Origin of the sequence: Paracoccus sp. ME4 (assembly GCF_046736325.1) — a bacterium.
Taxonomy (GTDB): domain Bacteria; phylum Pseudomonadota; class Alphaproteobacteria; order Rhodobacterales; family Rhodobacteraceae; genus Paracoccus.
In genome coordinates this window covers 140,582-164,990 of sequence record NZ_CP151278.1, presented here as the reverse complement: position 1 = coordinate 164,990, position 24,409 = coordinate 140,582, and the positions used below count along the sequence as shown (strand labels likewise).

21 protein-coding genes are annotated in these 24,409 nt (G+C 69.3%); 5 read left to right on the top strand and 16 right to left on the bottom strand.

All coding sequences use genetic code 11. The annotated features are described in order from the left end of the window. Positions 1–5: 5 nt before the first annotated feature. From AACG61_RS19240 to AACG61_RS19190, 11 genes are all read right to left on the bottom strand, one after another. A complete protein-coding gene (locus tag AACG61_RS19240; RefSeq protein ID WP_411840180.1) occupies positions 6–1,475 on the bottom strand; it encodes a hypothetical protein in 1,470 nt (489 codons plus the stop codon). Beyond that, a complete protein-coding gene (locus AACG61_RS19235; protein ID WP_411840179.1) occupies positions 1,472–3,724 on the bottom strand; it encodes a tetratricopeptide repeat protein in 2,253 nt (750 codons plus the stop codon). The genes AACG61_RS19240 and AACG61_RS19235 overlap by 4 nt, the downstream gene beginning before the upstream one ends. A gap of 4 nt (positions 3,725–3,728) precedes the next feature. After that, the gene (fcl, locus tag AACG61_RS19230; RefSeq protein WP_411840178.1) at positions 3,729–4,679 is read right to left on the bottom strand and encodes a GDP-L-fucose synthase; all 951 of its coding nucleotides are present in this window, start codon (positions 4,677–4,679) and stop codon (positions 3,729–3,731) included. 7 nt (positions 4,680–4,686) lie between these two features. Continuing rightward, positions 4,687–5,808 (bottom strand): GDP-mannose 4,6-dehydratase, encoded by a 1,122-nt coding sequence (gene gmd / locus AACG61_RS19225; RefSeq protein ID WP_411840177.1) that lies wholly within the window; start codon positions 5,806–5,808, stop codon positions 4,687–4,689. A 205-nt stretch (positions 5,809–6,013) separates the two neighbouring features. Beyond that, complete coding sequence (locus tag AACG61_RS19220; protein ID WP_411840176.1) at positions 6,014–6,859, bottom strand: SMP-30/gluconolactonase/LRE family protein; 846 nt, start codon at positions 6,857–6,859, stop codon at positions 6,014–6,016. Beyond that, positions 6,856–7,458, bottom strand: coding sequence for a 2-dehydro-3-deoxy-6-phosphogalactonate aldolase (locus tag AACG61_RS19215; RefSeq protein WP_411840175.1), 603 nt, complete (start codon positions 7,456–7,458; stop codon positions 6,856–6,858). Before AACG61_RS19215 ends, AACG61_RS19220 begins: the two co-directional genes overlap by 4 nt. Positions 7,459–7,461: 3 nt before the next feature. Beyond that, the gene (locus AACG61_RS19210; protein ID WP_411840174.1) at positions 7,462–8,343 is read right to left on the bottom strand and encodes a 2-dehydro-3-deoxygalactonokinase; all 882 of its coding nucleotides are present in this window, start codon (positions 8,341–8,343) and stop codon (positions 7,462–7,464) included. Continuing rightward, the gene (locus AACG61_RS19205) at positions 8,340–10,382 is read right to left on the bottom strand and encodes an alpha-galactosidase (RefSeq protein ID WP_411840173.1); all 2,043 of its coding nucleotides are present in this window, start codon (positions 10,380–10,382) and stop codon (positions 8,340–8,342) included. Before AACG61_RS19205 ends, AACG61_RS19210 begins: the two co-directional genes overlap by 4 nt. After that, positions 10,379–11,224, bottom strand: a complete 846-nt coding sequence (locus AACG61_RS19200) for a carbohydrate ABC transporter permease (protein WP_411840172.1) — start codon at positions 11,222–11,224, stop codon at positions 10,379–10,381. The genes AACG61_RS19205 and AACG61_RS19200 overlap by 4 nt, the downstream gene beginning before the upstream one ends. 3 nt (positions 11,225–11,227) lie before the next feature. Then, on the bottom strand, positions 11,228–12,151 hold the full coding sequence (locus AACG61_RS19195; protein ID WP_411840171.1) for a carbohydrate ABC transporter permease: 924 nt from the start codon (positions 12,149–12,151) through the stop codon (positions 11,228–11,230). A gap of 69 nt (positions 12,152–12,220) precedes the next feature. Then, the gene (locus AACG61_RS19190; protein WP_411840170.1) at positions 12,221–13,456 is read right to left on the bottom strand and encodes an ABC transporter substrate-binding protein; all 1,236 of its coding nucleotides are present in this window, start codon (positions 13,454–13,456) and stop codon (positions 12,221–12,223) included. Positions 13,457–13,562: 106 nt separating this feature from the next. Here AACG61_RS19190 and AACG61_RS19185 point away from each other — a divergent pair, with 106 nt between their 5' ends. From AACG61_RS19185 to AACG61_RS19165, 5 genes are read left to right on the top strand one after another with little or no spacing between them, the layout of a single operon-like run. Beyond that, entirely contained in the window at positions 13,563–14,351 is a 789-nt protein-coding gene (locus AACG61_RS19185) for an IclR family transcriptional regulator (RefSeq protein WP_411840329.1), read from the top strand. 8 nt (positions 14,352–14,359) lie between these two features. Further along, positions 14,360–15,415, top strand: a complete 1,056-nt coding sequence (locus tag AACG61_RS19180) for an ABC transporter ATP-binding protein (protein ID WP_411840169.1) — start codon at positions 14,360–14,362, stop codon at positions 15,413–15,415. Beyond that, on the top strand, positions 15,412–16,320 hold the full coding sequence (locus AACG61_RS19175) for a Gfo/Idh/MocA family protein (protein ID WP_411840168.1): 909 nt from the start codon (positions 15,412–15,414) through the stop codon (positions 16,318–16,320). Before AACG61_RS19180 ends, AACG61_RS19175 begins: the two co-directional genes overlap by 4 nt. Then, complete coding sequence (dgoD, locus tag AACG61_RS19170) at positions 16,317–17,465, top strand: galactonate dehydratase (RefSeq protein WP_411840167.1); 1,149 nt, start codon at positions 16,317–16,319, stop codon at positions 17,463–17,465. The genes AACG61_RS19175 and dgoD overlap by 4 nt, the downstream gene beginning before the upstream one ends. A 2-nt stretch (positions 17,466–17,467) precedes the next feature. Continuing rightward, positions 17,468–19,663 (top strand): glycoside hydrolase family 2 TIM barrel-domain containing protein, encoded by a 2,196-nt coding sequence (locus AACG61_RS19165; protein WP_411840166.1) that lies wholly within the window; start codon positions 17,468–17,470, stop codon positions 19,661–19,663. On the opposite strand, the gene AACG61_RS19160 is transcribed toward AACG61_RS19165, so the two are convergent. From AACG61_RS19160 to AACG61_RS19140, 5 genes are all read right to left on the bottom strand, one after another. Further along, positions 19,660–20,649, bottom strand: coding sequence for an aldose epimerase family protein (locus tag AACG61_RS19160; RefSeq protein ID WP_411840165.1), 990 nt, complete (start codon positions 20,647–20,649; stop codon positions 19,660–19,662). The two genes, AACG61_RS19165 and AACG61_RS19160, sit on opposite strands and share 4 nt — an antisense overlap. A gap of 55 nt (positions 20,650–20,704) precedes the next feature. After that, positions 20,705–21,478 carry a hypothetical protein gene (locus AACG61_RS19155; RefSeq protein ID WP_411840164.1) on the bottom strand — a complete coding sequence of 258 codons (774 nt, stop codon included), beginning with the start codon at positions 21,476–21,478 and terminating at the stop codon, positions 20,705–20,707. Positions 21,479–21,497: 19 nt separating this feature from the next. Next, a complete protein-coding gene (locus tag AACG61_RS19150; protein WP_411840163.1) occupies positions 21,498–22,952 on the bottom strand; it encodes a dihydrolipoyl dehydrogenase in 1,455 nt (484 codons plus the stop codon). A gap of 67 nt (positions 22,953–23,019) precedes the next feature. Beyond that, positions 23,020–23,724 (bottom strand): anti-sigma factor domain-containing protein, encoded by a 705-nt coding sequence (locus tag AACG61_RS19145; RefSeq protein ID WP_411840162.1) that lies wholly within the window; start codon positions 23,722–23,724, stop codon positions 23,020–23,022. Beyond that, positions 23,721–24,284 (bottom strand): sigma-70 family RNA polymerase sigma factor, encoded by a 564-nt coding sequence (locus tag AACG61_RS19140; RefSeq protein ID WP_411840161.1) that lies wholly within the window; start codon positions 24,282–24,284, stop codon positions 23,721–23,723. Before AACG61_RS19140 ends, AACG61_RS19145 begins: the two co-directional genes overlap by 4 nt. Between the last annotated feature and the right edge of the window lie 125 nt (positions 24,285–24,409).

Below are 24,409 nucleotides of genomic sequence, written 5' to 3'. Positions count from 1 at the left end.
GCGCCTCAGCGCGGGTCGTCCGCCGCGGGCACGGGCGCGGGTCGGTCCACCAGCATCCAGTCCATCAGCCGCCGCGACACCTCCTCCGAGAGGGGCTTGTCCTTGCCCTCCAGCTCCGCCTCCAGCGGCATGAAGCCGAGCGCGTCCAGCAGCGTCACGAACTGCGCCATCGCCGCCGCGCCCTTGGTGGACTTGACGTTCTTGTGGGCCGACTTGAAGATCGCGCGCGCATCGTCGCTGAGCAGGGTCCAGACATAACCGGCCATCAGCTTGGCCCGCAGCGCGGGCATCGCGGCCTCGGCATCGCGCAGCGCCTGCACCGCCAGGCGCGGCAGGTCGTCCAGCGTCGCGGGCGTGCCGTCGCGATGGGCCGCCGCCGCGCGGTCGCGGAAGGACGCGATGGCGTGTTCCCAGAAGGCGGGGGCCTCCTCGGGGTGCTTCTTCAGGACATGCATGCGCGACGCGGTGACCCGGTTTCCGGCGATGGCCAGCATCAGGTGATCGCGCGTCAGCGTCGGTTCGGGCAGGGCCAGCAACTCGGCCAGCTGCGCGTGCAGCACGGCGTCGGGGATCTTTTCGGGATGGCCCGGCACCGGCTCTCCGGGCACCAGGTTGCGCAGCAGGGCGCGCAGTTCGGTGATGTCGGGTTCGGCGCGGGCCAGAAAGTCGTCCGGCATGGCGCGCGCGGCGATCAGGTTCACGTAGCCGATATGGGTCTGCAGGCGCGGCACGTGCCGGTTGCGCTGACGCACGTCCTCGGAGGCGGCCAGGGCGCCGCCCGCGGTGAAGTCGAAATAATGCGCGCCCGTCTGATGCGCCAGGATCGAGCCCACCGACTGGTCGTGGCGGTGGTCGATGAAGGCGGGGTGGGGCTGGCCCAGCTCATCGGGCTGGTCTGTCAGGATGCGCGGATCGCGGCAATGCTCCAGCCAGCGTTCCAGAAAGGCGAAGCTGGCCTTCGACGGCATGAACAGCAGCGGTCCGGCGCAGACCTGACAGGCCAGGCGATGCTCGTCCGTGTCGGCATCCATCAGGATGAAGGCGTCGCGCTTGGTGTAATGGCCCTGGATCTGCCAGGTCGAGATGAAGCCGTGGATGAACCGCTTGGGCGTCAGTGCGCAGAGTTCGACGGCGGCATGCGGAAAGGAGGGGAACTGCCGGAACGATCCGGGTTCATACCGCCCGGCATCGTTGTAGATCACGATGTCGTCCGGCCCGCATTCGCGCAGCTTCTGCAGGATGATCCAGGGCTTCCACAGCCAGTATCCGGCCCCCCGCGGTTGCTCCAGGATGAAGCGGTTCTCCTCCCAGAAGGGGGTCTGGCGCAGCATCGCCTCGGTGACATGGGTCGCGCTGTCGAAGCCGACCTGCAGCGCCGACGCGCAATAGTCGTCGGCATTGCGGGCGAAGGGATCGACCCCGTTCGAATAGACCAGGAAATGCGCCTGGCCGATGCGGCTGTGACCTCGTCTCATGTCCGTTCCCCTGCCTTTTTGCGACCCTGCGCCTTGGGCGCCATGCGGATCAGCTTCTTGTGGCGTCGCGCATATTGCGCCTTGTCGGGATGGCGCACCATCAGCCGTTCCAGCCGGGTGACCGCCTGATCGATCTGGCCCGCCTCGACCATCAGGTCGGTGTTCAGCATCACCAGCGGCGGATGGTCGTCCGCCCATTGCAGCGTCCAGTCCAGCACCCGGCGCGCGCCCTCGCGGTCGCCCAGATCGGCCTTCATCTGCGCCAGGTCGCATTGCTTCCGCCAGTTCAGGGGCGCCAGGCGCAGGGCCTGCTCCAGGATGCGGACGGCGTCCTCGGGCCGGCCGGCGTCCCGCGCCGCATCCGCGGCGAGGAACAGGACCGACGGAAAGCGCAGCCGCCCCTCGTCCACCAGCGCGACCAGCGTCTCGGCCGCGCCCGCGGCATCCCCGGCGCGCCACTGGAACAGGCCGCGCATCGCCCGCAGGATCGAGGCGCCGGGCGCCAGCGCGATGGCGGCGTCCATCGCGGCCAGGGCGGCGGCATGATCGCCGGTCTCGTGGTGCAGCTCGGCCAGGCGCTTGTGGAAGATCGCCACGTCGGGCCTGGCTGCGACAGCCGCGCCCAGCATCTGCCGGGCGCGGTCCAGATCGCCCTCGCGCAGCGCGATCATGCCGGTGAAGCTGTCGGAATGCGGCCGGTAGGCGGGCGTCCAGTCGCGGCGTTCCAGAATCTTCAGGATGGTGCGGAAATGGCCGCGGAACTTGTAGTGGCTGCGCAGGTCCGAGCGGGTGAAGTCCGGCCATTCCCAGACCATCACCCGGTTGGTCGGCACCATCTTGTCGAACCGCAGCACCCCGGCCTCGACCGCCGCGCTGTAGAAGTTGCGCACATGATCGACGATGAAGCGGTTGGGGAACAGCCGCTCGATCTCGGGGTCGGTGATCCAGAAGTTGCCCTCGTCGAAATCGCCCTGCGCGCGCAGCAGCCCCGCCAGCGCGTTGATCTCTCCCTCGACCGGCTCGTGCCAGAAGGCCGAGATGATCTGCTCCAGCCCCGCCTCGCGCCGGCCCAGCATCAGCAGCGCCAGCCCGTGATAGAGCGCCACCTGCGCGAAGCTGCGCTGGAACGCGACGAAGCCCCGGTCGATCGCCGGGCGCAGGTCGCAGATCTGCTGATACTGGCCGTCGAAGAACATCTCGCGCAGGGTCATCGCGTGGACGAAGGCGATGTTCAGCCCGCCCTCGATATGGCGGCGCGCGGTCTCGACGAACTGGCCGCGCCGGCCGGTCTTGACCAGATGCTCGCAGGCATAGACCAGATACTGGCCGATCTCGCCCTCGTTGGCGAACAGGTGCGGCTCGTCGCGCAGCCGGTCGGCCAGCAGGTCCAGCGCCGCATGACGCGCCTCGGGGGTGATCTCGGATTCGACGTCGCGGAAATCGCCCCCGCCGATGGTCTTGGCGGTCGAGCTGAAGGCCGAGGAGGGCGGCGCCACGATCAGGTCCGACAGCGACATCGCGAACAGCTCCAGCGCGTCGCGCTGAACCTCGGTCAGCTCCGACGTGTCGGCGATGCGCGCGAAGGTCAGCAGGTCGGGGAACATGCCGGTATAGCGCTCCAGCACGCTGGCATTGTCGCTGAACAGCACGGTGCGGGTGCCGTCACCCTCCAGGTTGGCGCGGATATGGGTCTCGAAGAACTCGTCGGGGACGAACTTGTTGGGCCAGGCGCGGTTCATGGCGCGCATGTCGCTGGTCAGGTCGCCCCGGCGGATGTGATAGGCGACGGTGCGCCGACCGTCGCGCAGCCGCTCGCGCAGCGTGGCCAGGTGGCGCGCCAGGACCGGGTTCAGGGGCAGCTCCTCGACCACCGCGCGGAAGGTGCGCGCGACCTCGGCCTCGTCCTCGAAGGGCAGGCGCAGCACGTCGAAGGGCGGGTCCAGCAGCACGTGCATCCCCCCCTCCAGATGCGACAGGAACCGCGCGCGGTCCGGGCTGTGGATGACGGTGCCGATGGCGGTCGCCTTGGCCTTCATCGCCTGATAGGTCGGCTTGTCGATGAAGTGGTCGCGCACGAAGTCGGGGTGGAACAGCTCGGTCCCGTCGCCCAGCCCGTCGCTGTCGCGCCAATGCACCACGAAGGGCAGGTCGTGGCTGCGCGCGAAGCGCAGCGTGTTCAGGAGCGCGATCAGCCGTCCGCCCATCCGGTCGGCGCGAAAGGCGATCAGCTTGCCCCGTTCCGGCGCCATCGCCTCACCCCGCCCGATGGTCGAGGAACCACCGATAGGTCTCGGCGATCCCGTCGCGCAGCGCCACCCGCGGCGCCCAGCCCATCGCCGTCAGCCGGTCCGAGGACATCAGCTTGCGCATCGTCCCGTCGGGGCGGGTCAGGTCGTTGGTGATGCGGCCCGTGTAGCCCACCACATCGGCCACCATCCGCGCCAGATCGCCGATGGCGATGTCCGTCCCCGAGCCGACGTTCAGATGCGACAGCATCGGTTCGGTATGGGCCTCGTAGGTGGCGCGGTCCATGTCGAAGACGAACAGAGACGCCCGCGCCATGTCGTCCACATGCAGGAATTCGCGGCGCGGCGTGCCGGTGCCCCACATCACGACCTCGGGCAGGTTCCGCTCACGCGCCTCGTGGAAGCGGCGGATGAGGGCGGGCAGGACATGGCTGTTCTCGGGGTCGAAATTGTCGCCCGGGCCGTAGAGGTTCGACGGCATGACCGACCGGAAGTCGGTGCCGTACTGCCGGTTGTAGCTTTCGCACAGCTTGATCCCCGCGATCTTGGCGATCGCGTAGGGTTCGTTCGTGGGCTCCAGGATGCCGGTCAGCAGCGCGTCCTCGCGGATGGGCTGGGGTGCCTCGCGCGGATAGATGCAGCTGGAGCCCAGCTGCAGCAGCCGCGTGACGCCATGGGCCCAGGCCTCGTGGATTACGTTGCATTCGATCATCAGGTTCCGGTGGATGAACTCCGCCGGATAGGTGTTGTTGGCATGGATGCCGCCGACCTTGGCCGCGGCCAGGATCACCGCGTCGGGCCGTTCCGCTGCCATGAAGGCGCGCACGGCGGCCTGTTCGGTCAGGTCCAGCTCGGCGCTGGTGCGGGTGATGGGCGTGACGTCCGCGCGGTCCTGCAGCTGGCGCAGGATCGCGCTGCCGACCATGCCGCGATGTCCCGCCACGAAGATGCGCGTCATGGCGGCCTCAGCTTTCGTGATAGACGGGCAGGTCGTAGCCATGCGTGCGCAGCAGCGCGTGGCGGCGGGCCGATTTCAGGTCCTCGGCGACCATCTCCTCGCACATCTGCTGGGTGGTGATCTCGGGGACCCAGCCCAGCTTCTCGCGGGCCTTGGTCGGATCGCCCAGCAGCGTCTCGACCTCGGTCGGGCGGTAGTAGCGCGGATCGATGCGCACGATCACGTCGCCCGCCTTGACGCCCGGCGCGTCGTCACCGGTCACCGTCTCGACGATGCCGACCTCCTGCTCGGCCGTGCCCTCGAAGCGCAGCGTGATGCCCAGATGCGCCGCCGACCATTCGATGAACTGGCGCACGGAATACTGGACCCCGGTGGCGATCACGAAATCCTCGGGCCGCTCCTGCTGGAGCATCATCCACTGCATGCGGACATAGTCCTTGGCATGGCCCCAGTCCCGCAGCGCGTCGATGTTGCCCATGTAGAGGCAATCCTCCAGCCCCTGGGCGATGTTGGCCAGGCCGCGGGTGATCTTGCGCGTGACGAAGGTCTCTCCGCGGCGGGGGGATTCGTGGTTGAACAGGATGCCGTTGCAGGCATAGATCCCGTAGGCCTCACGATAGTTCACCGCGATCCAGTAGGCGTACATCTTGGCCACTGCATAGGGCGAGCGCGGGTAGAAGGGCGTCGTCTCGCGCTGCGGAATCTCCTGGACCAGGCCGTAGAGCTCGGAGGTCGAGGCCTGGTAGAAGCGCGTCTTGCCCTCCAGCCCCAGAAACCGGATCGCCTCGAGGATGCGCAGCGTGCCGATGGCGTCCACGTTGGCGGTGTATTCGGGCGTGGCGAAGCTGACCGCGACATGCGACTGCGCACCGAGGTTGTAGACCTCGTCCGGCTTCACGTCGGCCATGATCCGCATGACCGAGGAGGTGTCGCCCAGATCGCCGTAATGCAGGAAGATGCGCGCGTCGTCCGCATGCGGGTCCTGATAGATGTGGTCGATGCGCTGCGTGTTCAGCGAGGAGGACCGCCGCTTGATGCCGTGGACCTCATAGCCCTTCTGAATCAGCAGTTCGGCCAGATAGCTGCCGTCCTGCCCGGTGATTCCGGTGATCAGCGCCTTCTTGGTCATTGCGGTCCCTCTTGTCACACGTCAACTCGATCCAAGGCGCCGGGGCGCCATGCCATTCGGTTTACGGCAGGCCCGGCGGCATTGCCATATGCAACTATCGCGGATTTTCTCTATGGCGCAGCCTGTTGCCGGGCCGCAGCAACGGATGCAGGGCGATGACGCCCGCATGGGCGCCGCCGCCCGCCGGGCAGGCAGGATGGGGATGTCAGCCGATCAGGACGCGATGCTCGGCCTGACCGCGCAGGCCCGCATCCGCCACGAAGGTGCAGCCGTCGGCGGGCCGGGGATCGTTCAGCCCCTGCCGCGCGCTGGTCGCGAACAGCCGGTCCAGCGCCGGTCCCCCGAAGGCCGGGCAGGAGACATGCCGCGCGGGCAGCTCGATCGCCCGGTCGAAGCGTCCCTGCCGGTCATGGCGCGCGACGCGCGAGGCGCCCCATTGCGCCGACCACAGCCCGCCCTCGGCGTCGATCACCGCGCCGTCGGGGTTCAGCCCCTCGGCCGTCAGGTCGATGAAGACCCGCGGCTCGCCCAAGGGCCAGCCGTCGCGGTCCAGCCACACCTGCCAGATGGTCGCCCGGTCGGTATCGGCGAAATGCGCCAGATCGCCCTCGGGGGAAAAGCAGATCGCGTTGGTGATGGTGATGGCCGGGAACAGGCGGCGCAGCTCGCCCCTGTAATAGCGCCAGATCGACCCTGCGCCGGGTTCGGCGTTCAGCCCCATCGTGCCGATCCAGAAGCCGCCCTGCGGGTCTGCGCGGCCGTCATTGCTGCGCGTCACCGGGTTGTCGGCCTCCAGCGGCACCAGGACCTCGGCCGAGCCGTCGCGCAGATCCAGCAGCGACAGGCTGCGGCTGGACGCGACGATCAGCCGGTCGGGGTCCACGATGCCCGCGGCCGAGACCATGTCCGGGAACGTCCACTCCCGCCGGGCGCCGTCCAGCGGACGTTCGAACAGGCGGCGGTTCACGATGTCGAACCAGAACAGCGACTGCCGGTCGGGATGCCACAGCGGGCCCTCGCCCAGGGTGCAGGGGGTGGGGTCGAAGATCATGCGCTCTGCTCCCACGCGGCGACGATGGCCGCGGCCTTGGCGGCCACGGTCTCGGCGCTGTCGCCGGGCTTGTAGAGGGACGATCCGATCCCGAATCCCGCAGCCCCCGCGCCGCGCCATTCGGCCATGTTGGCAGTGGACACGCCGCCCACCGCCCAGCAGTCCGTGCCCTGCGGCAGCACCGCCCGCATGGCGCGCAGGCCCGTGGGGCCGATCAGCTCTCCGGGGAACAGCTTGAGGCCCGTGGCCCCGGCCTCCAGCGCCGAAAAGGCCTCGGACGGGGTCATCACGCCGGGATAGCTGGCCATGCCATGGGCCACGGTCGCGCGGATCACGTCCGCGTTGCAGTTGGGCGATAGAACCATCTGGCCCCCCGCCGCACGCACGGCGCGGACCTGATCGACGCTCAGCACGGTGCCCGCGCCGACCGTCGCCTGACCCTCCAGATCGCGCGCCAGCAAGGCGATGCTCTCCAGGGGATCGGGAGAGTTCAGCGGCACCTCCAGCCGGGTGATGCCCGCCGCGACCAGCGCGCGGCCGATGGCGGGGGCGTCCTGGGGCGTCAGGCCGCGCAGGATGGCGATCAGGGGGCGGGACATGGCTTATCCTTGCAGAAACTGGCGATGGGCGGCCGACAAACCGGCCAAAGTGGCATCCTCGACCGACATGCGGGCGGCGGGAACGCCCTGCGCCCCAAGCGCGTCGGCATAAAGGGCCGACAGGGCCGGGGCACCGATGATCGTGACCTGCGCCCCCAGCCACCACGGCCGCGCGCCGGCCAGCTCCCACCCGATCAGCGTGCCCGACAGGCGCGCGCGGGCGGCGGCGGGGTCCAGCCCCGACAGCAGCGATTCCGCGCGCAGCTGAAAGAGGCCCGCATACCCGCGTTCCGGGCGGCTCATGGCATCCGACACGGCGTCGCGGAACAGCGCCGGGTCACACTCGCCCGCGCCCACCGAATGGCGCAGGACCGAATGCCTGGTCAGCAGTCCGAAGATCTCTCCGGTCATGAAGCTCTTGAAATTGCAGATCTCTCCGGCGGAAATGCGGACCCATTTCGTATGCGTGCCGGGCAGGCAGGCGATGCCGTCGAAATCGGGGTCCAGCGCCAGAAGGCCCGCGATCTGGGTCTCCTCTCCGCGCATCACATCGGCGGGGGCGTTTTGGCGGATGCCGCAGATGATGCGCACGGGCCGCCCGCCCGGATCGCCCGGTACCGCGACCATGCGCGGCGCGGCGGGGCAGGGGACGGGGGCATAGGGCGCCTCGACCCAGCCCTGGCGCGACCCGACCATGCCGCAGGCGATGACCGGGACGGCGGGCCAGCCGTGGGTCGCCTGCGCCAGCGCGCCTGCGAAACCCTCGGGCGTCAGGCTGGCCATGCCCTGGTCGCTCTGGCGCGCCTCGACGGGGCTGCGGCCCGCCATGGCCCAGAGGCGCAGGTTGGTGGTGCCCCAATCGGCGGCGATCCAGTCTATCGTCACAGGCGCGTCCCTTCGATCACGGCGATGGTTTGCGGGAAGGCCGGCGGCAGGGCAACCCCCTGCGCCATCAGCGCCGTACCCGGCAGGATCACCGGCCCGCGCGACAGCGCCGTGGCCGATGTGTGATGCCCCGCGGGGGGTTCGATCATCTCCAGCCGGTACCGCGCGGCGGGGTCCAGCCCTGTCAGGCGCAGGGCCGGGGTCTGCACGGTGGGCGACGCGTCGATCTGCGCCGCGAAGGCCACGAAGCGGTGGCCGTCGGCGGCGATCTGCATCTCGGCCAGGGCGCCCTCCGGACGGTCCAGCCGCCAGATGTCGCCCGCCATCATCCAGCCGCGATTGGCCTTCCACCAGGCGGTGACGCGGGTCAGGGTCGCGGCCTCCTCCTCGGTCAGCTCGTGCGGGTCCATCTCGAAGCCCATATGCCGCTGCGCCGCGGTCCAGGCGCGCAAGGCCATGGGCAGCACCCGGTGCGAGGTGTGGCAGTCGCGCGGCCCCACATGGCTTCCAGTCACGCAGGCGGGCAGCAGCATCGCGGCGTGATGCTGGATGCGCAGCCGCTCCAGCGCGTCATTGCTGTCCGACAGCCAGACGCGGCCGCAGCGGGTCAGGATGCCCGCGTCGATCCGCCCCCCGCCCGACGCGCAGCTTTCGAACTCCACTTGCGGATGCGCGGCGCGCAGCCGGTCCAGCAGCGCATAGACGCCGCGGGTCTGCGCCGCGTCTGGATGGGGCGTCAGCCGGTTGTGGTCCCATTTGACATAGTCGATCTCCCACGCGGCCAGGATGCCGCCGAGGCGGTCGAACAGATAGGCCTGCACATCGTCGCGGGCCATGTCCAGATGCAGCTGATTGCGGCCCCGGATCTGGTCCGCCGGGCCCAGCACCCAGTCCGGATGCGCGCGGTGAAGGTCGCTGTCCTCATTGATCATCTCGGGCTCGAACCACAGGCCGAAGCGCATGTCCAATGCGCGCAGCCGGTCGATCAGCGGCTGGAACCCCTGCGGATGCTTGCGTGGGTCGATGGTCCAGTCGCCCAAGGACGAGGTGTCGTCGTCGCGCCGCCCGAACCAGCCGTCGTCCAGCACGAAGCGCTCGGCCCCCAGGGCCGCGGCGCGTTCGGCGATCTGGGCCAGTTCGGCCGCGTCATGGCGGAAATAGATCGCCTCCCACCCGTTGTAATGCACCGGGCGGGGCTGGCGCGCGGGGGGCAGGGCGTCGCGGATGGCGCGCTGGAACGGGATCGCCACGCTGTTCAGCCCCGCATCGCCGCGCGCGAGCCATATCTCGGCGGTCTCGAACTCCGTGCCGGGCGCGCGTTCCGAGCCGGAGCAGTGGCCCAGCTGGATCTGGCGGCGGCCTTCGGGCAGGGCCTCGACCAGCATGCGGTGGCCGCCCGACCAGCCGTAATGCAGGGCCACGGCCTCGCCGGTCGTGTTGGTGGTGCCGGGCGTGGTCAGCCACAGATGCGGCGGATGTTCATGCCCCGACCGGCCGGTGCGCGCATCGCGCAGCCGCGCGCCGTGGTCCAGCGGGGTCGTGACGGGCTGAAACTCGCGCGTCCATCGGCCCGTCAGCTCGGTCAGCTCCGACAGATGCGCGGGCACAGGCAGGGCCAGCGCCAGATGATGCAGCGTCAGGGGCGCATCGGCCGTCAGCCGCGCCGACAGCGCGATCAGTCCGTGATCCCTGGCGCGGATGGTGATGTCCAGGCGCAGTCCCGGCGCGACATGGCGCAGGGTCAGGCAGTCCGCCTCATCCACGCCGTCAAGGCGCCAGTCCGGCTCCAGGGGCAGGCCGTTCTGGAAGGCGACCAGGCCCGGCTGGCCCGGAAAGCTGCGCCGCGCCTCGGGGATCAGCGACAAGGGCGGCAGCGCGTCCAGCATGCCGCCGGTGATGCCGCCCGTCCCCGCCGCGACCAGCGCGTCGAGGTCGGTGTCGGCGGGCAGGGGCGCGCCCCAGTAATGGCAGCAGGCCATGCCGCCATCGCTGCCCAGGACCAGGGTCTGCGCGGGGGTGTCAATGCGCCAGAGCCTCATTTCACCGCACCCAGGGTCAGGCCCGCGATGAAGTGCCGCTGCATCAGAAAGAACATCAGGACCGGGGGCAGGGCCGCCAGGATCGAGCCCGCGCTGACGAGATGCCAGGCGGCGATCCATTGGCCGTTCAGGCTGTTCAGGCCGGCGGTGACGGGCTGCGTCTCGGCCCCGGTGGTCAGGACCATGGCCCAGAAATAGTCGTTCCAGATGAAGGTGAAGACCAGCACCGACAGCGCCGCGATGGCGGGCCGGACCAGCGGCAGCACGATATGCCAGAAGATCTGCCATTCGGTGACGCCCTCGACGCGCGCCGCCTCGATCAGCTCGCGCGGCAGGGCCTTGATGAAGTTCCGCATGAACAGCGTGCAGAACCCGGTCTGGAAGGCGATGTGGAACAGCGCCAGCCCGGTGATGGTGTTGTAGAGACCCATGTCCACCGTCAGGTCGCGCACCGGCACCATCAGGATCTGGAAGGGCACGAAATTGCCCGCCACGAACATGAAGAACACCACCAGCGACAGGCGGAACTTGTAGACCGCCAGCGCAAATCCGGTCAGGCAGGACAGCCCCACCGCGCCGATCATCACCGGGATGGTGATGCGGAAGCTGTTCCACAGGTACTGCGCCAGGGGCGAATTGCGGAACACGTCGGCATAGTTCTCCCACGCGAAGCGCGACGGGATGCCGAAATAGTTGCCTGCGGCCAGGTCGCCCGACGGGCGCACCGAGGTCATCGCGACCCCCAGGAGCGGCAGCAGCCACAGGACCAGCATGATCGGCAGCACGATTTTGTAGGTGCGCTGCGCCGCGGGGGACATCGTCTGGATGGGACGGGGGAACATGGCTCAGGCCCCTTTCTCGTCGCGCCACATCTTCCAGATGAAGCCCGAAATGAAGATCATCATGATCGCGAACAGGACGACCGCGATTGCCGCTCCGTAGCCCATGCGATAGCCGTATTCCGACAGCGCCTGTTCGTACATGTAGTAGGAGAGGACCCGCGACGACCCGAAGGGCCCGCCCGAGGTCATGATGCTGACCAGATCGAAGCTGCGCAGCGCGCCGATGACCGTCACCACGACCGCGATGAAGGTCGCGGGACGCAGCTGCGGCAGCACGACATGCCACAGCATCCGCCAGCCCTTGGCACCGTCCAGGCGCGCGGCCTCGATCTGGTCGGGGGCGACGGCGTTCAGGCCGGTCAGGTACAGGATCATGCAATAGGCGATCTGCGGCCAGAGGCCCGCCGCGATGATGCCGTAGGTGACATAGCGTTCGTCGGCCAGGATCGCGACGCCCGTGCCCGTCACCCATTCGATCAGCGCATAGAGCAGCCCGAAGCCCGGCGCGTAGAACCACGAGAAGATCAGCCCCACGACCACCTGGCTGATGACGAAGGGGAAGAAGAACAGCGACTTGTAGATGCGGATGCCGCGCACGGTCTGGTTCAGGAACAGCGCGATCAGCAGCCCTAGGGGCACCGCCAGCAGATAGAGCGCCAGCCAGATCACGTTGTTCTTGAGGCTGGTGTAGAAGGCCTCGTCCCACCACAGCTCATCGTAATTGGCCAGGCCGATCCAGGTCATCGGCCCCAGCCCGTCCCAATCGTGGAACGAGACCCAGACCGACTGCACGATCGGGATCAGCACATAGACCGAAAACATCAGCAGGCCCGGCGCCAGGAACAGCCAGGGCGTCAGCTGACGGCGCGACCGGCGGCGGCGGCGCGGTGCCGGGGCGGGCAGGGGGGTGTCGGGCAGGGCGGTCATGGGCCACCTTCCTGGTCGGGTTGCGGGCAAGGGGGCGCGGGCGGATCGCTCCGCCCGCGCCGGCCGGGATCACTGCGGATAGAGACGCTGGCGCTGACGCTCCAGCCGCTCCAGGATGGCGTCCAGGCGCTCGGGGCGGACCATGAACTCCTGGAAGCCCTCCATGCCGGCCTTGGCCATCTCGGGCGAGGCGTCGCGGTCGAAGAACTGCGCGATGCCGCCCTCGGCGGTGGACAGCAGCTCGAAGCCCGCCTGCAGGAACGGGTCGTCGCCCACGGTGCTCTCGTTGTTGATGGGCAGCTGGCCAAGCGTGGCGTTCATCTTGGTCTGCACCTCGGGGCGCGCCATGTAGGCCAGGAACAGCTTGGCATCCTCGGGGTTCTTGGCTGCGGCGGGGATGTGGACGGTGTCGGTCGGTGCCTCCTCGGCGCGCGGGATGTCGGGGTTGATGGTCGGGAAGGGCATGAAGCCCAGGCTCTCGTCCGTCATGCCGCCGTCCTTGAAGGCCGCCACGGCGAAGTTGCCCATGACATAGTTCGCGGCCGTGCCCTGGACCAGGTTCGACACGGCGTCCTGCCAGTCGATCGCGGCATGGTTGGCCGAGACATAGGGCAGCACCTTGGAGAATTCGGCAAAGACCGCGCGCACGCTGTCATCCGTCCAGGGGATTTCCCCGTTGGTCAGCTGCATGTGCCAGTCATAGCCGTTGGTGCGCAGCGACAGATAGTCGAACAGCCCCGCGACCGGCCACAGCGCCTTGGACCCGGTGGTCAGGCAGTCGATGCCGGCGGCCTTGAACTTCTCGCAATTGGCGATGAACTCGTCCCAGGTCGCGGCGGGCTCGACGCCGACCTGCGCATAGACGTCCTTGTTGGTGTAGATGCCCCACTGATAGTAGGTGTAGGGGATGCCCCACTGCTTGTCGTCGATGGTCATCGACGACAGCGCCGAGCCGAGGGTCTCGGTCAGGCCGTTCTCGGCCCAGACATCCGACACGTCCAGGAACTGCCCCGCCTCCACGAAGGGGCGCATGCGGTTGCCCGCATACCAGTTCGCCAGATCGGGCGCGTCGGCGGTCATGAAGTTGCGGATCGCGGTCTTGTAGCCTTCGTGGTCGAAGGTGTTCACCTGGACGTCGATCTCCGGGTACTCGGCCTCGAAATCCGCGATCAGCTGGTCGAAGGCCGCCTTGGGCGCGGGGTCGGACGCGTCGGTGTTGAACACCAGGACGCGGCTCTGCGCGAAGGCGGGGGCGGCGGTGGACAGCAGCAGCGCCATCACCAGCCCTTGCTTCAGTTGGACCATGGTCTCCCTCCCATTTGGTTCCAAATAGTGAAACTTGGTTTTGAATATTGAAACTATGATGCGAATCGCTTAGCCTGTCAACATCGAGAGGGAGGATGACGTGACGGTGCAGGGACGCGAGACGACGGACGGGACGGTGGGCCGCACGCTGGCGGTGCTGGACCTTGTCGCCGCCTTCGGCCGCCCCGTCCGCTTTGCCGAGATCCTGCCCGAGGCGGGCCTGCCCAAGGCGACGCTCTATCGGTTCCTCCAGGCGCTGACGCATCAGGACATGCTGGCCTATGACGAGGACCGCCAGACCTATGCGCCCGGCATGCGGCTGGTGCGGCTGGCCCATTCGGCCTGGGCGCAGTCCAGCCTCGCCCCCCTGGCGCAGGAGGTGATGAACCGCCTGGCCGAGGATCTGGGCCAGACCGTGCATCTGGCGCAGCTGGACAATGGCGCGGTGCTTTACGTGGACAAGCGCAACGCCCGCCTGCCGGTCGAGATGTTCGCCCAATCGGGCAAGGTCGGCCCGGCCTATTGCACCGGCGTGGGCAAGGCCATGCTGGCCCATCTGCCCGAGGACCGGCTGGCCGCCGCCATCGCGCGCCAGTCGTTTCATGCCCATACGCCCAACACCCTGACCACGCCCGAGGCCCTGCGCGCCGAGCTGGCCCGCATCCGCGAGCGCGGCTATGCGCTGGACGATGAGGAGCACGAGACGGGCATCGCCTGCATCGCGGCCCCGATCCTGTCGGGCGCGGGCCGGGTGCTGGGCGCGATCTCCGTCACCACCACGACCGCCACCGTGCCGCGCGCGCAGCTTCTGGCGCTGGCCGGGCCGGTGCGCGAGGCCGCGGCGCAGATCGCCGCCACCGCCGACAACTGGCGGTTTCCCGAACACAAGTCATGAGGTTTCCCATGTCCGGCGTCCAGCTGAGCCGCGTCACCAAGGATTTCGGGCCCGTCAGGGTCATTCACGGCGTCGATCTGCAGGTCGATCAGGGCGAGTTCTGCGTCTTCGTCGGCCCCTCGGGCTGCGGCAAGTCCACGCTCTTGCGCATGATCGCGGGGCTGGAGGAGACCAGCGCCGGAGAGATCCGCATCGACGGCGACGACGTCACCGATGCCGAACCCGCCGATCGGGGCGTGGCGATGGTGTTCCAGACCTATGCGCTCTATCCGCATATGACGGTCGCTCAGAACATGGGCTTCGGGCTGAAGATGAACGGCCATCCCAAGGCCCAGATCGCCGCCAAGGTGGCCGAGGCCGCCCGCATCCTGAAGCTGGACCCGCTGCTGGAGCGCAAGCCCGCGAACCTGTCGGGCGGCCAGCGTCAGCGCGTGGCCATCGGGCGCGCCATCGTGCGCGGCCCCAAGGTGTTCCTGTTCGACGAGCCGCTGTCCAACCTGGATGCCGAGCTGCGCGTCGAGATGCGCGCCGAGATCGCACGCCTGCATCGCGAACTGGGCGCGACGATGATCTATGTCACCCACGATCAGGTCGAGGCGATGACCATGGCCGACAAGATCGTCGTCCTGCGCGCCGGCCGGATCGAGCAGGTGGGCCGGCCCATGGACCTCTATGACGATCCCGACAACCGCTTCGTCGCGGGCTTCATCGGCAGCCCGGCGATGAATTTCGTCAAGGCCCGCGTCCAGGCCGGGCAGGTGGTCACCCCGGCCTTCGACACGGTCCTGCCCGCCGACCGTCCCGCCCTGTCGGACGGCCGCACGGTCGAGATCGGCCTGCGCCCCGACGCGTTGCGCCTGTCGGGCAACGGGCCGTTCAAGGTCGAGCTGGCCGAGAACCTGGGCGGCACGACCTTCGCGCATCTGCGCGCCCCTTCGGGCGAGAAGCTGATCGTGCAGACCGGCCAGCGCCTCGACCCGGCGGGCGGCGGCAGCGTGGGCCTGACCTTCGATCCGGCCGACGCCTTCTTCTTCGACGCCGAGACCGGGCAGCGCCTGAGATGAGCCTGAGGATCGGACTTGTGGGCCTGGGCACCATCGCGCGTGCTCAGCACCTGCCCGCCATTGCCGCGACCGACGGCCTGACGCTGACGGCGATCGCCAGCCGCAACGCCACGCTGGAGGGCGTCGCCAACCATCGCGACGTGACGCAGATGCTGGCCGATGTGGACGCGGTGTCGCTGTGCACCCCGCCGCAGGGGCGGTTCGATCAGGCCATGGCGGTCCTGCGCGCGGGCCGCCACCTGATGCTGGAGAAACCCCCCGGCGCGACCCTGTCCGAGATGGCGGTGCTGCAGGCCGAGGCTGCGCGGCAGGGCGTCACCATCCACGCCACCTGGCATTCGCGCGAGGCGGCGGCAGTGGACGCGGCCCGCGACTGGCTGGCCACGACCCGCATCCGCGCCGTCCGCATCGACTGGTGCGAGGATGTGCGCAAATGGCATCCCGGGCAGGAGTGGATCTGGCAGCCCGGCGGTCTGGGCGTCTTCGACCCCGGCATCAACGCGCTGTCGATCCTGACCGCGCTGATCCCGGGTGTGCGGCTGGTCGGTGCCGACCTGCATGTCCCCGCGAACCGCCAGACCCCCATCGCCGCCGATCTGAGCCTGGAGGCGGGCCATCCCATCGCCGCGCATTTCGACTGGCGCGTGACGGGAGGGGAAACCTGGCAGATCGCCTTTGATACCGATGTGGGCGCGGCGATGCTCTCCGACGGGGGCGCGCGCTTCGCCGCGCCGGGCCTGGAGACCGCCGGAGAGAACCGTGAATATGCCCGCCTTTACGCCCGCTTTCGCGATCTGGTCGCGGCGGGCGACAGCGACCTGGACCTGGCGCCGCTGCGCCTGGTCGCCGATGCCTTCCTGACGGGCCGCCAGTACGCGGCCCCCGCCTTCGAGGACCATTCATGAAAATCACCGCCGTCGAGACCTTCATCGTTCCGCCCCGCTGGTGCTTCGTCAAGATCAGCACGGATGAGGGCATCAGCGGTTGGGGCGAACCCGTGCTGGAAGGCCGCGCCGCCTCCGTCGCCGCCTGCGTCGAGGAGCTGTCGGATTACCTGATCGGCCGCGACCCGCGCCTGATCCAGGACCACTGGACAGTGATGTATCGCGCGGGCTTCTATCGCGGCGGCGGCATCCACATGTCGGCCATCGCGGGGATCGACCAGGCGCTGTGGGACATCAAGGGCAAGGATCTGGGTGTGCCGGTCCATGCCCTGCTGGGCGGCCAGCAGCGCGACCGCATCCGCGTCTATTCCTGGATCGGCGGCGACCGTCCGGGCGATACGGCGCGGATGGCGCGCGATTGCGGTGACCGGGGCTTCACCGCCGTCAAGATGAACGGCACCGAGGAGATGCAGTTCGTCGACAGCCACGCCAAGGTCGATCAGGTCCTGGAGCGCGTGCAGGCCATCCGCGAGGAGATGGGCCCCGATTTCGGCATCGGCATCGACTTCCACGGCCGGGTGCATCGCCCGATGGCCAAGGTGCTGGCCAAGGAACTGGAGCCCTTCCGCCTGATGTTCATCGAGGAACCGGTCCTGTCCGAACATGCCGAGGCGCTGCGCGAGATCGCCAACCATTGTTCGACCCCCATCGCGCTTGGGGAACGCCTGTACACGCGGTGGGACTTCAAGGCGATCCTGCAGGGCGGCTATGTCGACATCATCCAGCCCGATCCCAGCCATGCGGGCGGCATCACCGAGACCTATCGCATCGCCGCCATGGCCGAGGCGCATGACGTGGCCCTGGCGCTGCACTGCCCGCTTGGCCCCATCGCGCTGGCCGCGAACCTGCAGCTGGACGCGGTCTGCTACAATGCCTTCATCCAGGAACAATCGCTTGGCATCCATTACAACCAGGGCAGCGACCTGCTGGACTATCTGACCGACCCGTCGGTCTTTGCCTATGACGACGGCTTCGTCGCGATCCCGCAGGGGCCGGGTCTGGGCATCGAGGTGAACGAGGACAAGGTCCGCCAGATGGCCGCCGAAGGGCACCGCTGGCGCAACCCCGTCTGGCGCCATGCCGACGGCAGCTTTGCGGAGTGGTGATCATGCGGACCATCGAAAGACTGAACCACGGCTGGATCTTCGCCGAAGGCGCGGCCGACCCTGCCGCACCGCTGGCAGGCGCCCCGGTCACGCTGCCGCATAACGCTGTCGACCTGCCGCTGAGCTATTTCGACGAGACCTGCTATCAGCGCGCCTTCACCTATCAGCGCGTGATCGCGTGGGATGAGGCATGGGCGGGCCGCCGGGTGCAGCTGCGGTTCGACGGGGCCATGGCCGACAATGTGGTCTGGGTGAACGGCGTGCAGGTCGTGGCCCATCCCGACGGCTACACCCCCTTCGTGGCCGACCTGACCGACCACCTGCGCCCCGGCGACAACCGGGTCACGGTGCGGATCGACGGGTCGGAGAACCCCGCCATCCCGCCCTTCGGCGCGCAGATCGACTATCTGACCTATGCGGGGATCTATCGCGATGTCTGGCTGATGGTGCTACCCGAACGGCACCTGACCAATGCGCGCATCCTGACGCCCGACGCGCTGGCGGACGCGAAAACTGTCGTGATCCGCCCCGAGGTCACCGCCCCCGGCCCGGTCCGCGCCCGCCTGCTGGACGGCGCGCGTGAGATCGCCGCCGTGGAGGGCGAGGGGGATCTGACCCTGTCGGGCCTGACCGGCCTGTCGCTGTGGTCCACGGAGAACCCGCAGCTTTACACGGTCGAGCTGACCCTGCCCGACAGCGGCGACGTGACCACGCACCGCTTCGGCTTCCGCACCGCGGAATGGACGCCGCAGGGCTTCCTGCTGAACGGCCAGCCGATGACGCTGCGCGGTCTGAACCGGCACCAGAGCTGGCCGCATCAGGGCTATGCCGCGGGCCGTCACGCGCAGGAGCGCGATGCCGAGATCGTGCGGCACGATCTGGGCTGCAACATCGTGCGCACCTCGCATTATCCGCAGAGCAAGTGGTTCCTGGACCGCTGCGACGAGATCGGCCTGCTGGTCTTCGAGGAGATCCCCGGCTGGCAGCATATCGGCGACGCCGCCTGGCAGGACCGCAGCGTGGACAACGTCCGCGCCATGATCACCCGCGACTGGAACCATCCCAGCATCGTGATCTGGGGCGTGCGCATCAACGAAAGCCAGGACAATCACGACTTCTACACCCGCACCAATGCGCTGGCGCGGGAACTGGACCCGACGCGGGCGACCGGGGGCGTGCGCTTCATCACCGACAGCGAGATGCTGGAGGATGTCTATACGATGAACGACTTCATCCTGGACGAATCCGAATTGCCGCTGATCAACCGCCCGCGCACCGCGCTGCGCGCGCCGGCCGAGGTGACGGGGATCAAGAAGCCGGTCCCCTATCTGGTCACCGAATATAACGGCCACATGTTCCCGACCAAGGCGCAGGACCCCGAACTGCGCCAGATGGAGCATGTGATCCGCCACCTTGAGGTGCTGAACGCCGCCCATGGCGATGCGGGCATCGCGGGTTCGATCGGCTGGTGCATGTTCGACTACAACACGCACAAGGATTTCGGCGCGGGCGACCGCATCTGCCATCACGGCGTCATGGACATCTGGCGCGAGCCGAAATTGGCGGCCCATGCCTATGGCAGCCAGAAGCCGCCCGCCGAGGGCATCGTGATGGAGCCGGTGACCTTCTGGGCGCGGGGCGAGCGCAATATCGGCGGCGTCCTGCCCCTGATCATCCTGACCAATTGCGACGAGGTCGAGTTCGAATGCGCGGGCGTCACCCGCCGCGTCGGTCCCGACCGAGAGCGGTTCCCGCATCTGCCGCATCCGCCGGTCATCATCGATCACCGCCATATCGGCGCGGCCGAGCTGGGCCTCTGGGGGATGAGCTGGCATCCGGGCCGCATCACCGGCTGGCTGGACGGCGAACAGGTGGCGGTGCGCGATTACGTGGCCGACCCGCTGCCCACCACGCTGCAGGTCGCGCCCGACCGCGATGCGGTTCCGGCGGATGCCGACATCGACCTGCGGGTCATGCTGCGCGCGCTGGACCAAGCGGGCAACCGGCTGCCCTTCCTGGATGCCGGGATCGCGGTCACGGTGGACGGCCCCGCGCGGCTGATCGGCCCCGATCTGCGCATGCTGCAGGGGGGCACCACGGGGCTGTGGCTGCGCCTGACGGGCGAGGCGGGCACCATCCGCATCACCGCGCGGCACCCGCAATTCCCCGACGGTCAGGCCGTGGTCATGGTCGGCTAGGGCCGGTCCAGCAGATAGCGCGTCTCGGTCCGCCAGACGGTGCCGGGACGCAGGATCGCGGGCGGAAACTCGGGTCGGTTCGGGGCGTCGGGCCATTCCTGTGCCTCGAACGCGACGGCGGATTGGGGGCGGGCGGTCTGGCCGGGGTGGCCGGGCAGGCCCGCATCGGGGAAATGCCCGCCATCATAGACCTGCAGCCCCGGCGCGGTGGTCATCACGCGCAGGCGCAGATCGGGCGCGGTCAGCCGCGCCGCCTCGCGCAGCGGTTGATGCGCATCCGACAGGCACCAGCAATGGTCCAGGCCCGCGCGACCCAAGGGCCGGGCGGTCCGGTAATCGAACCGCGTGCCCGCGACCGGGGCGGGTGCATCAGCAAGGGGGATCAGCGCGGCATCGACTGGCAGATAGCGGTCGGCGGCGATCTGCAGCAGAGGGTCGGCGGACCCGTCGGGCGACAGCGTCCAATAGCCGTGATGGGTCAGGTTGCAGGGCGTGGGGCGCGTGGCGGTGGCCTGCAGCGCGACGGTCAGCCCGGCCACGCCATCGGCATCCGACAGGGACAGATGCGCCACGGCCTGCAGCGCGCCGGGAAAGCCCATCTCTCCATCCGCGAAATCCAGCGCCAGCGTCACCGCATCGGGCGCGGCCCGCGTCACCCGCCAAATCCGCGCCGACGCGCCGACCGTGCCGCCATGCAGGCAATTCCGGCCCTCATTCGCGTCCAGCGCGTGATCGCGCCCCGACAGGCGGATGCGCGCGCCCGCGATGCGGTTCGCATAGCGCCCGACCACCGCGCCCACATGCGCGAAGGTGTCCAGATAGGCCGCGGGGTCGGGATGGCCCAGCACCAGCGGGCGGTCCACCCCGTCCAGCCGCAGGTCCTGCACGATGGCGCCCAAGGTCAGCACCCGCGCCCGGAGCCGCCCCGCCCTGAGGTCCACCGCCTGCACCCGCCGCCCGTCGGGCAATTGTCCCATGTCGATCATCGAGCGCCCCTCCCTATTGCGGCGATCTGACCGTCACACGCGCCAAAGCGCAAGATCAGCCGCGCCGCGCCTCGGTCCGGGCCAGCTTGTCCTCGATCCGGCGGAAGGCGGCCATCAGTTCGTCCGAGAACCCGCCGGGCCGGAATTCGCGCACGCCCGAATGCGCCGCGCAGAGCCAGCGCAGATCGCGCGTCATCGCCGCCAGCCCGTGCAGCCAGTCGCGAAAGTCGCGCACGGCTCCGGCCCGCGTCTCCAGCGCCTGCGGCAGGGTCGGGTGCAGGAAGACGCGCGGGCGCGTCACCAGTCGACGCAGCAACCCCGGCACCGGCATCAGGTTGATCGTGTCGTCGACATGCAGCGTGCGGCTGGCCGGATGCCAGGCCAGCAGGGACCCGGCATGGACATGCTCATTGCGGCTGACATAGTCGATGCCGCGCGGAAGCGAGAAGACCAGATCGTCGCCGAACAGCGCCTGGACCGCAGGCGATTCGACCGGATCGTCCTGCCAGTCCAGATCGGGATGGCGCAGCCTGTGCCGATGCGCCCCGTAGAGCCGCGCATGAGGAAAGTCGCGCGCGACCGCCGCGCAATGCAGCGTGTGGAACGGGTGCAGGTTCAGCACCGCCCGCACCGCGCGGCCCTGATCGGTCAGCGCCATCACCCGCTCGCGCAGCGCGCCCGACAGCGGATAGCTGTCCAGCATCACGAACCCCCCGTCCGACAGGCGCACCAGCGCGGCCTGGGTGCCGATGTTCAGCACCCCTCCGATGCGCAGATCGCCGCGGATGGTCCAGAAGCCGTGGCCCAGGTCTTGGATCGTCTCGGTCATATCTTGTCCTACATGGCGGTCAGGCGCCCGGCGGCATGCCGCGGTCGCGACCCTCGGGCAGGGGTTGGCTGGTCGCGCGGCAGATCTCGCGCAGCGCGCTTTTCAGCCCCTCCTCCAGCGTGGGGTGATAGAAGGGCATGGACAGAAGGCCGCTGGCGGTGGCCCCGGACTGGATCGACCAGGCCAGAAGATGGGCCAGATGCTCTGTCCCCGGACAGCACAGATCCGCGCCGATCAGCCGCCCCGACGCGTCGGCGTAAAGGCTGACAATCCCCTCGGCGCGCGCCTCGACGCGGGCGCGGCCCTGGTCGGCATAATCGCTGCGCCCGCAGATGATCCCGTCGCCCGGCCCCGCGCCGATCTGGGCCAGCGGCGGATCGGTGAAGGTCAGCGCGAAATCCGGGCTGCGGTCCGCCGGGCGGATGTCCGGAAAGGCCGCCGCATTCGCCCCCGCGATGGCGCCTTCGGTCGAGGCTTCGTGCAGCAGCGGCACATCCGCATCCGCATCGCCCGCGATGAAGATCGGCGCGTCCCCGCATTGCATGGTCGCCGGGTCGAAGCAGGGCGTGCCGTGATCGTCCAGCGCCAGCCCCGCGCGCTCCAGGTTCAGCCCGGAGAGATTCGGCGGACGTCCGACCGCCAGCAGGACATGATCGAACTCCGCCTGGCCTTCGGCATCGCCGGTCCAGCGCAGGCGGATGCCGTCGGCCGCGGCCTCTGGCTTGACCTCGACGCCCAGGCACAGGGTGATGTCGCGCGCCATGGCCGTGTGCAGCGCGTCGTGCACTTTCGCACAGCGCGCCTTGCCCAAGGTGGTGCCCGAATCGAACAGCGTCACGGCCACGCCAAGCCGCCCCATGGCCTGCGCGATCTCCAGCCCGATCGCGCCGCCGCCGATCACCGCCAGGCGGCGGGGCAGGTCGGGCAGCTCGAACAGGGTTTCGTTGGTCAGGATGCGCGGGCCAAGGTCGCGGAACGGCTCGGGGATCAGGGCGACCGAGCCGGTGGCGATGACCACGGCGCGCGCCTCGATGGGGCGGCCGTCCTCCAGCACCAGCCGCGTCGGCGCGACGAAGCGCGCGCGGCCGCGGATCGCGATGCCCTCGGGCAGCGTCTCGATGCTTTCTCGCGTCAGGGCGGCGAAGCGGTCGCGCTCGCGCTGAACGCGGGCCATGACCGCGGGGCCGTCGATGGTGGGCGCATCCGCACGGACCCCGAAGATGTCCGCGCGGCGCACGTCATGGGCTGCATGAGCGGCCGCGATCAGCAGCTTGGAGGGCATGCAGCCGGTGCTGGCGCACAGCGTGCCGCGAAACTCCGGGTCGATCAGCAGAGTGCGCGCCCCGGCCTTGCGGGCGGCCCGTTCCGCCGCGATCCCGGCGGTGCCGGCGCCGATCACCGCCACGTCGCAGGACAGCGGTCCATCCTCGGGCCCGCCGTCATCGGGTCGCTTGTCGTCGGTAGGGCGGGGCATGGGAGTCCTGTCGGTTGCGGGTTCCCCCTCTCAACCGGCCAGCCCGCCGGACGTTCCCTGCCGCGCCTCAGATGTCCTGCGCGGCGGCAAGACCCTTGGCGATGATCGGTCCCGTCGGACGCCCGGTCGGCGATCCGCCCGCGGGTTCCAGCGTGATCTCGTAGAGCTGCGCATCGGCGGGACGCGGCAGGTCCGGCCCCGCCAGCCGCGCCGCGCGCGGCCCGTCCAGTACGCCCAGAGAGCGCGGCCCCATCTCGGCCGAGGGCAGGGTCCAGGCCTGGATCGAGAAGCCGTCCGGCACGTCCACATCCGCGACGAAGCGGATTTCTGCGGTGTCGTTGCCGAAATCCTCGATGATGGCGCGGGGCTGGCCCTGATCGTCCAGCAGCACCGCCACCACCTGCGGCGCGGGCAGGGGCCGCAGCGACGCGCCGCCCAGACCCAGGGCCACGCCCAGAACCAGCGACGCGGCCAGCCCGGCCAGCCAGCGGCGCGGCGCCTGCGGCAGGTTCGCGGGACGCGCGCGGTCCGGCGCCTCCTGCGGGGTGGTCGCGATGATCGCGCGCAGCCGGGCCGCGAAGTCGGGCGACAGGGGCAGGGCCTGCGCCGACAGGTCCAGCGGCAGCAGCTGGTCGCGCATGCGCGCCACCTGCGCGGCCAGGGCCGGGTCGGCCTGCATCAGCGCCTCGAACAGGTCGGCCTCGGCGGGCGACATCAGCCCCATGACATAGTCGTCGGCATATCCTGCCAGGTCGTCGCGGAACACCGTCATGACAGACACTCCCGCAGCGAGGCGAGGCCCCGCCTGATCCATGATTTCGCGGTCCCGAGCGGCACCCCCTGCCGGGCCGAGATCTCTCCGTGGCTGTATCCCGCCACATGCGCCAGAAGGATCGCCCGCCGCGCGGGGTCGTCCAGCGCATCCAGGCAGTCGCCAAGCCGCCCGGTCCCCGCCAACAGCTTCCAGTCGTCATCCGCGGCCAGGTCCTGGCGGGCGTCCTGCAGCTGGGTCAGCTCGTCCGGGGACAGGCTGGACAGGCGGCGGCCGTCGCGCAGGATCGTCAGGCAGCGGTTGCGCAGCACCGCATAGATCCAGCCGCGGGCCGATCCGTCGGCCTGGCGCTGCTGCGCGGCCTTGCGCCAGATCTGGACCATCGCGTCCTGCAGCGCCTCCTCCGCCAGGTCATGGCGGATCAGGATGCGCCGCGCGACGCCCAGAAGCTGCGACCCCTCCATCTCCAGGATGGCGTCGATGCCGTTGGGATTGCCCGCGGCACAGGCCGCCAGCGCCGCGTCCAGCTGTCTGCCCCGCTGTCTTGCGTCGTCGCTCACCGCCAGCCTCCCCTTGCCGTGCCGCATCCTGACGCGAAGCGCGCGCCGGTTGCAACCGCCCAACGGACCCGGATCGCGGCGGTCGGGACAAAAAATCGCCTCCGCCGTCGATTTCCTGCATCCGG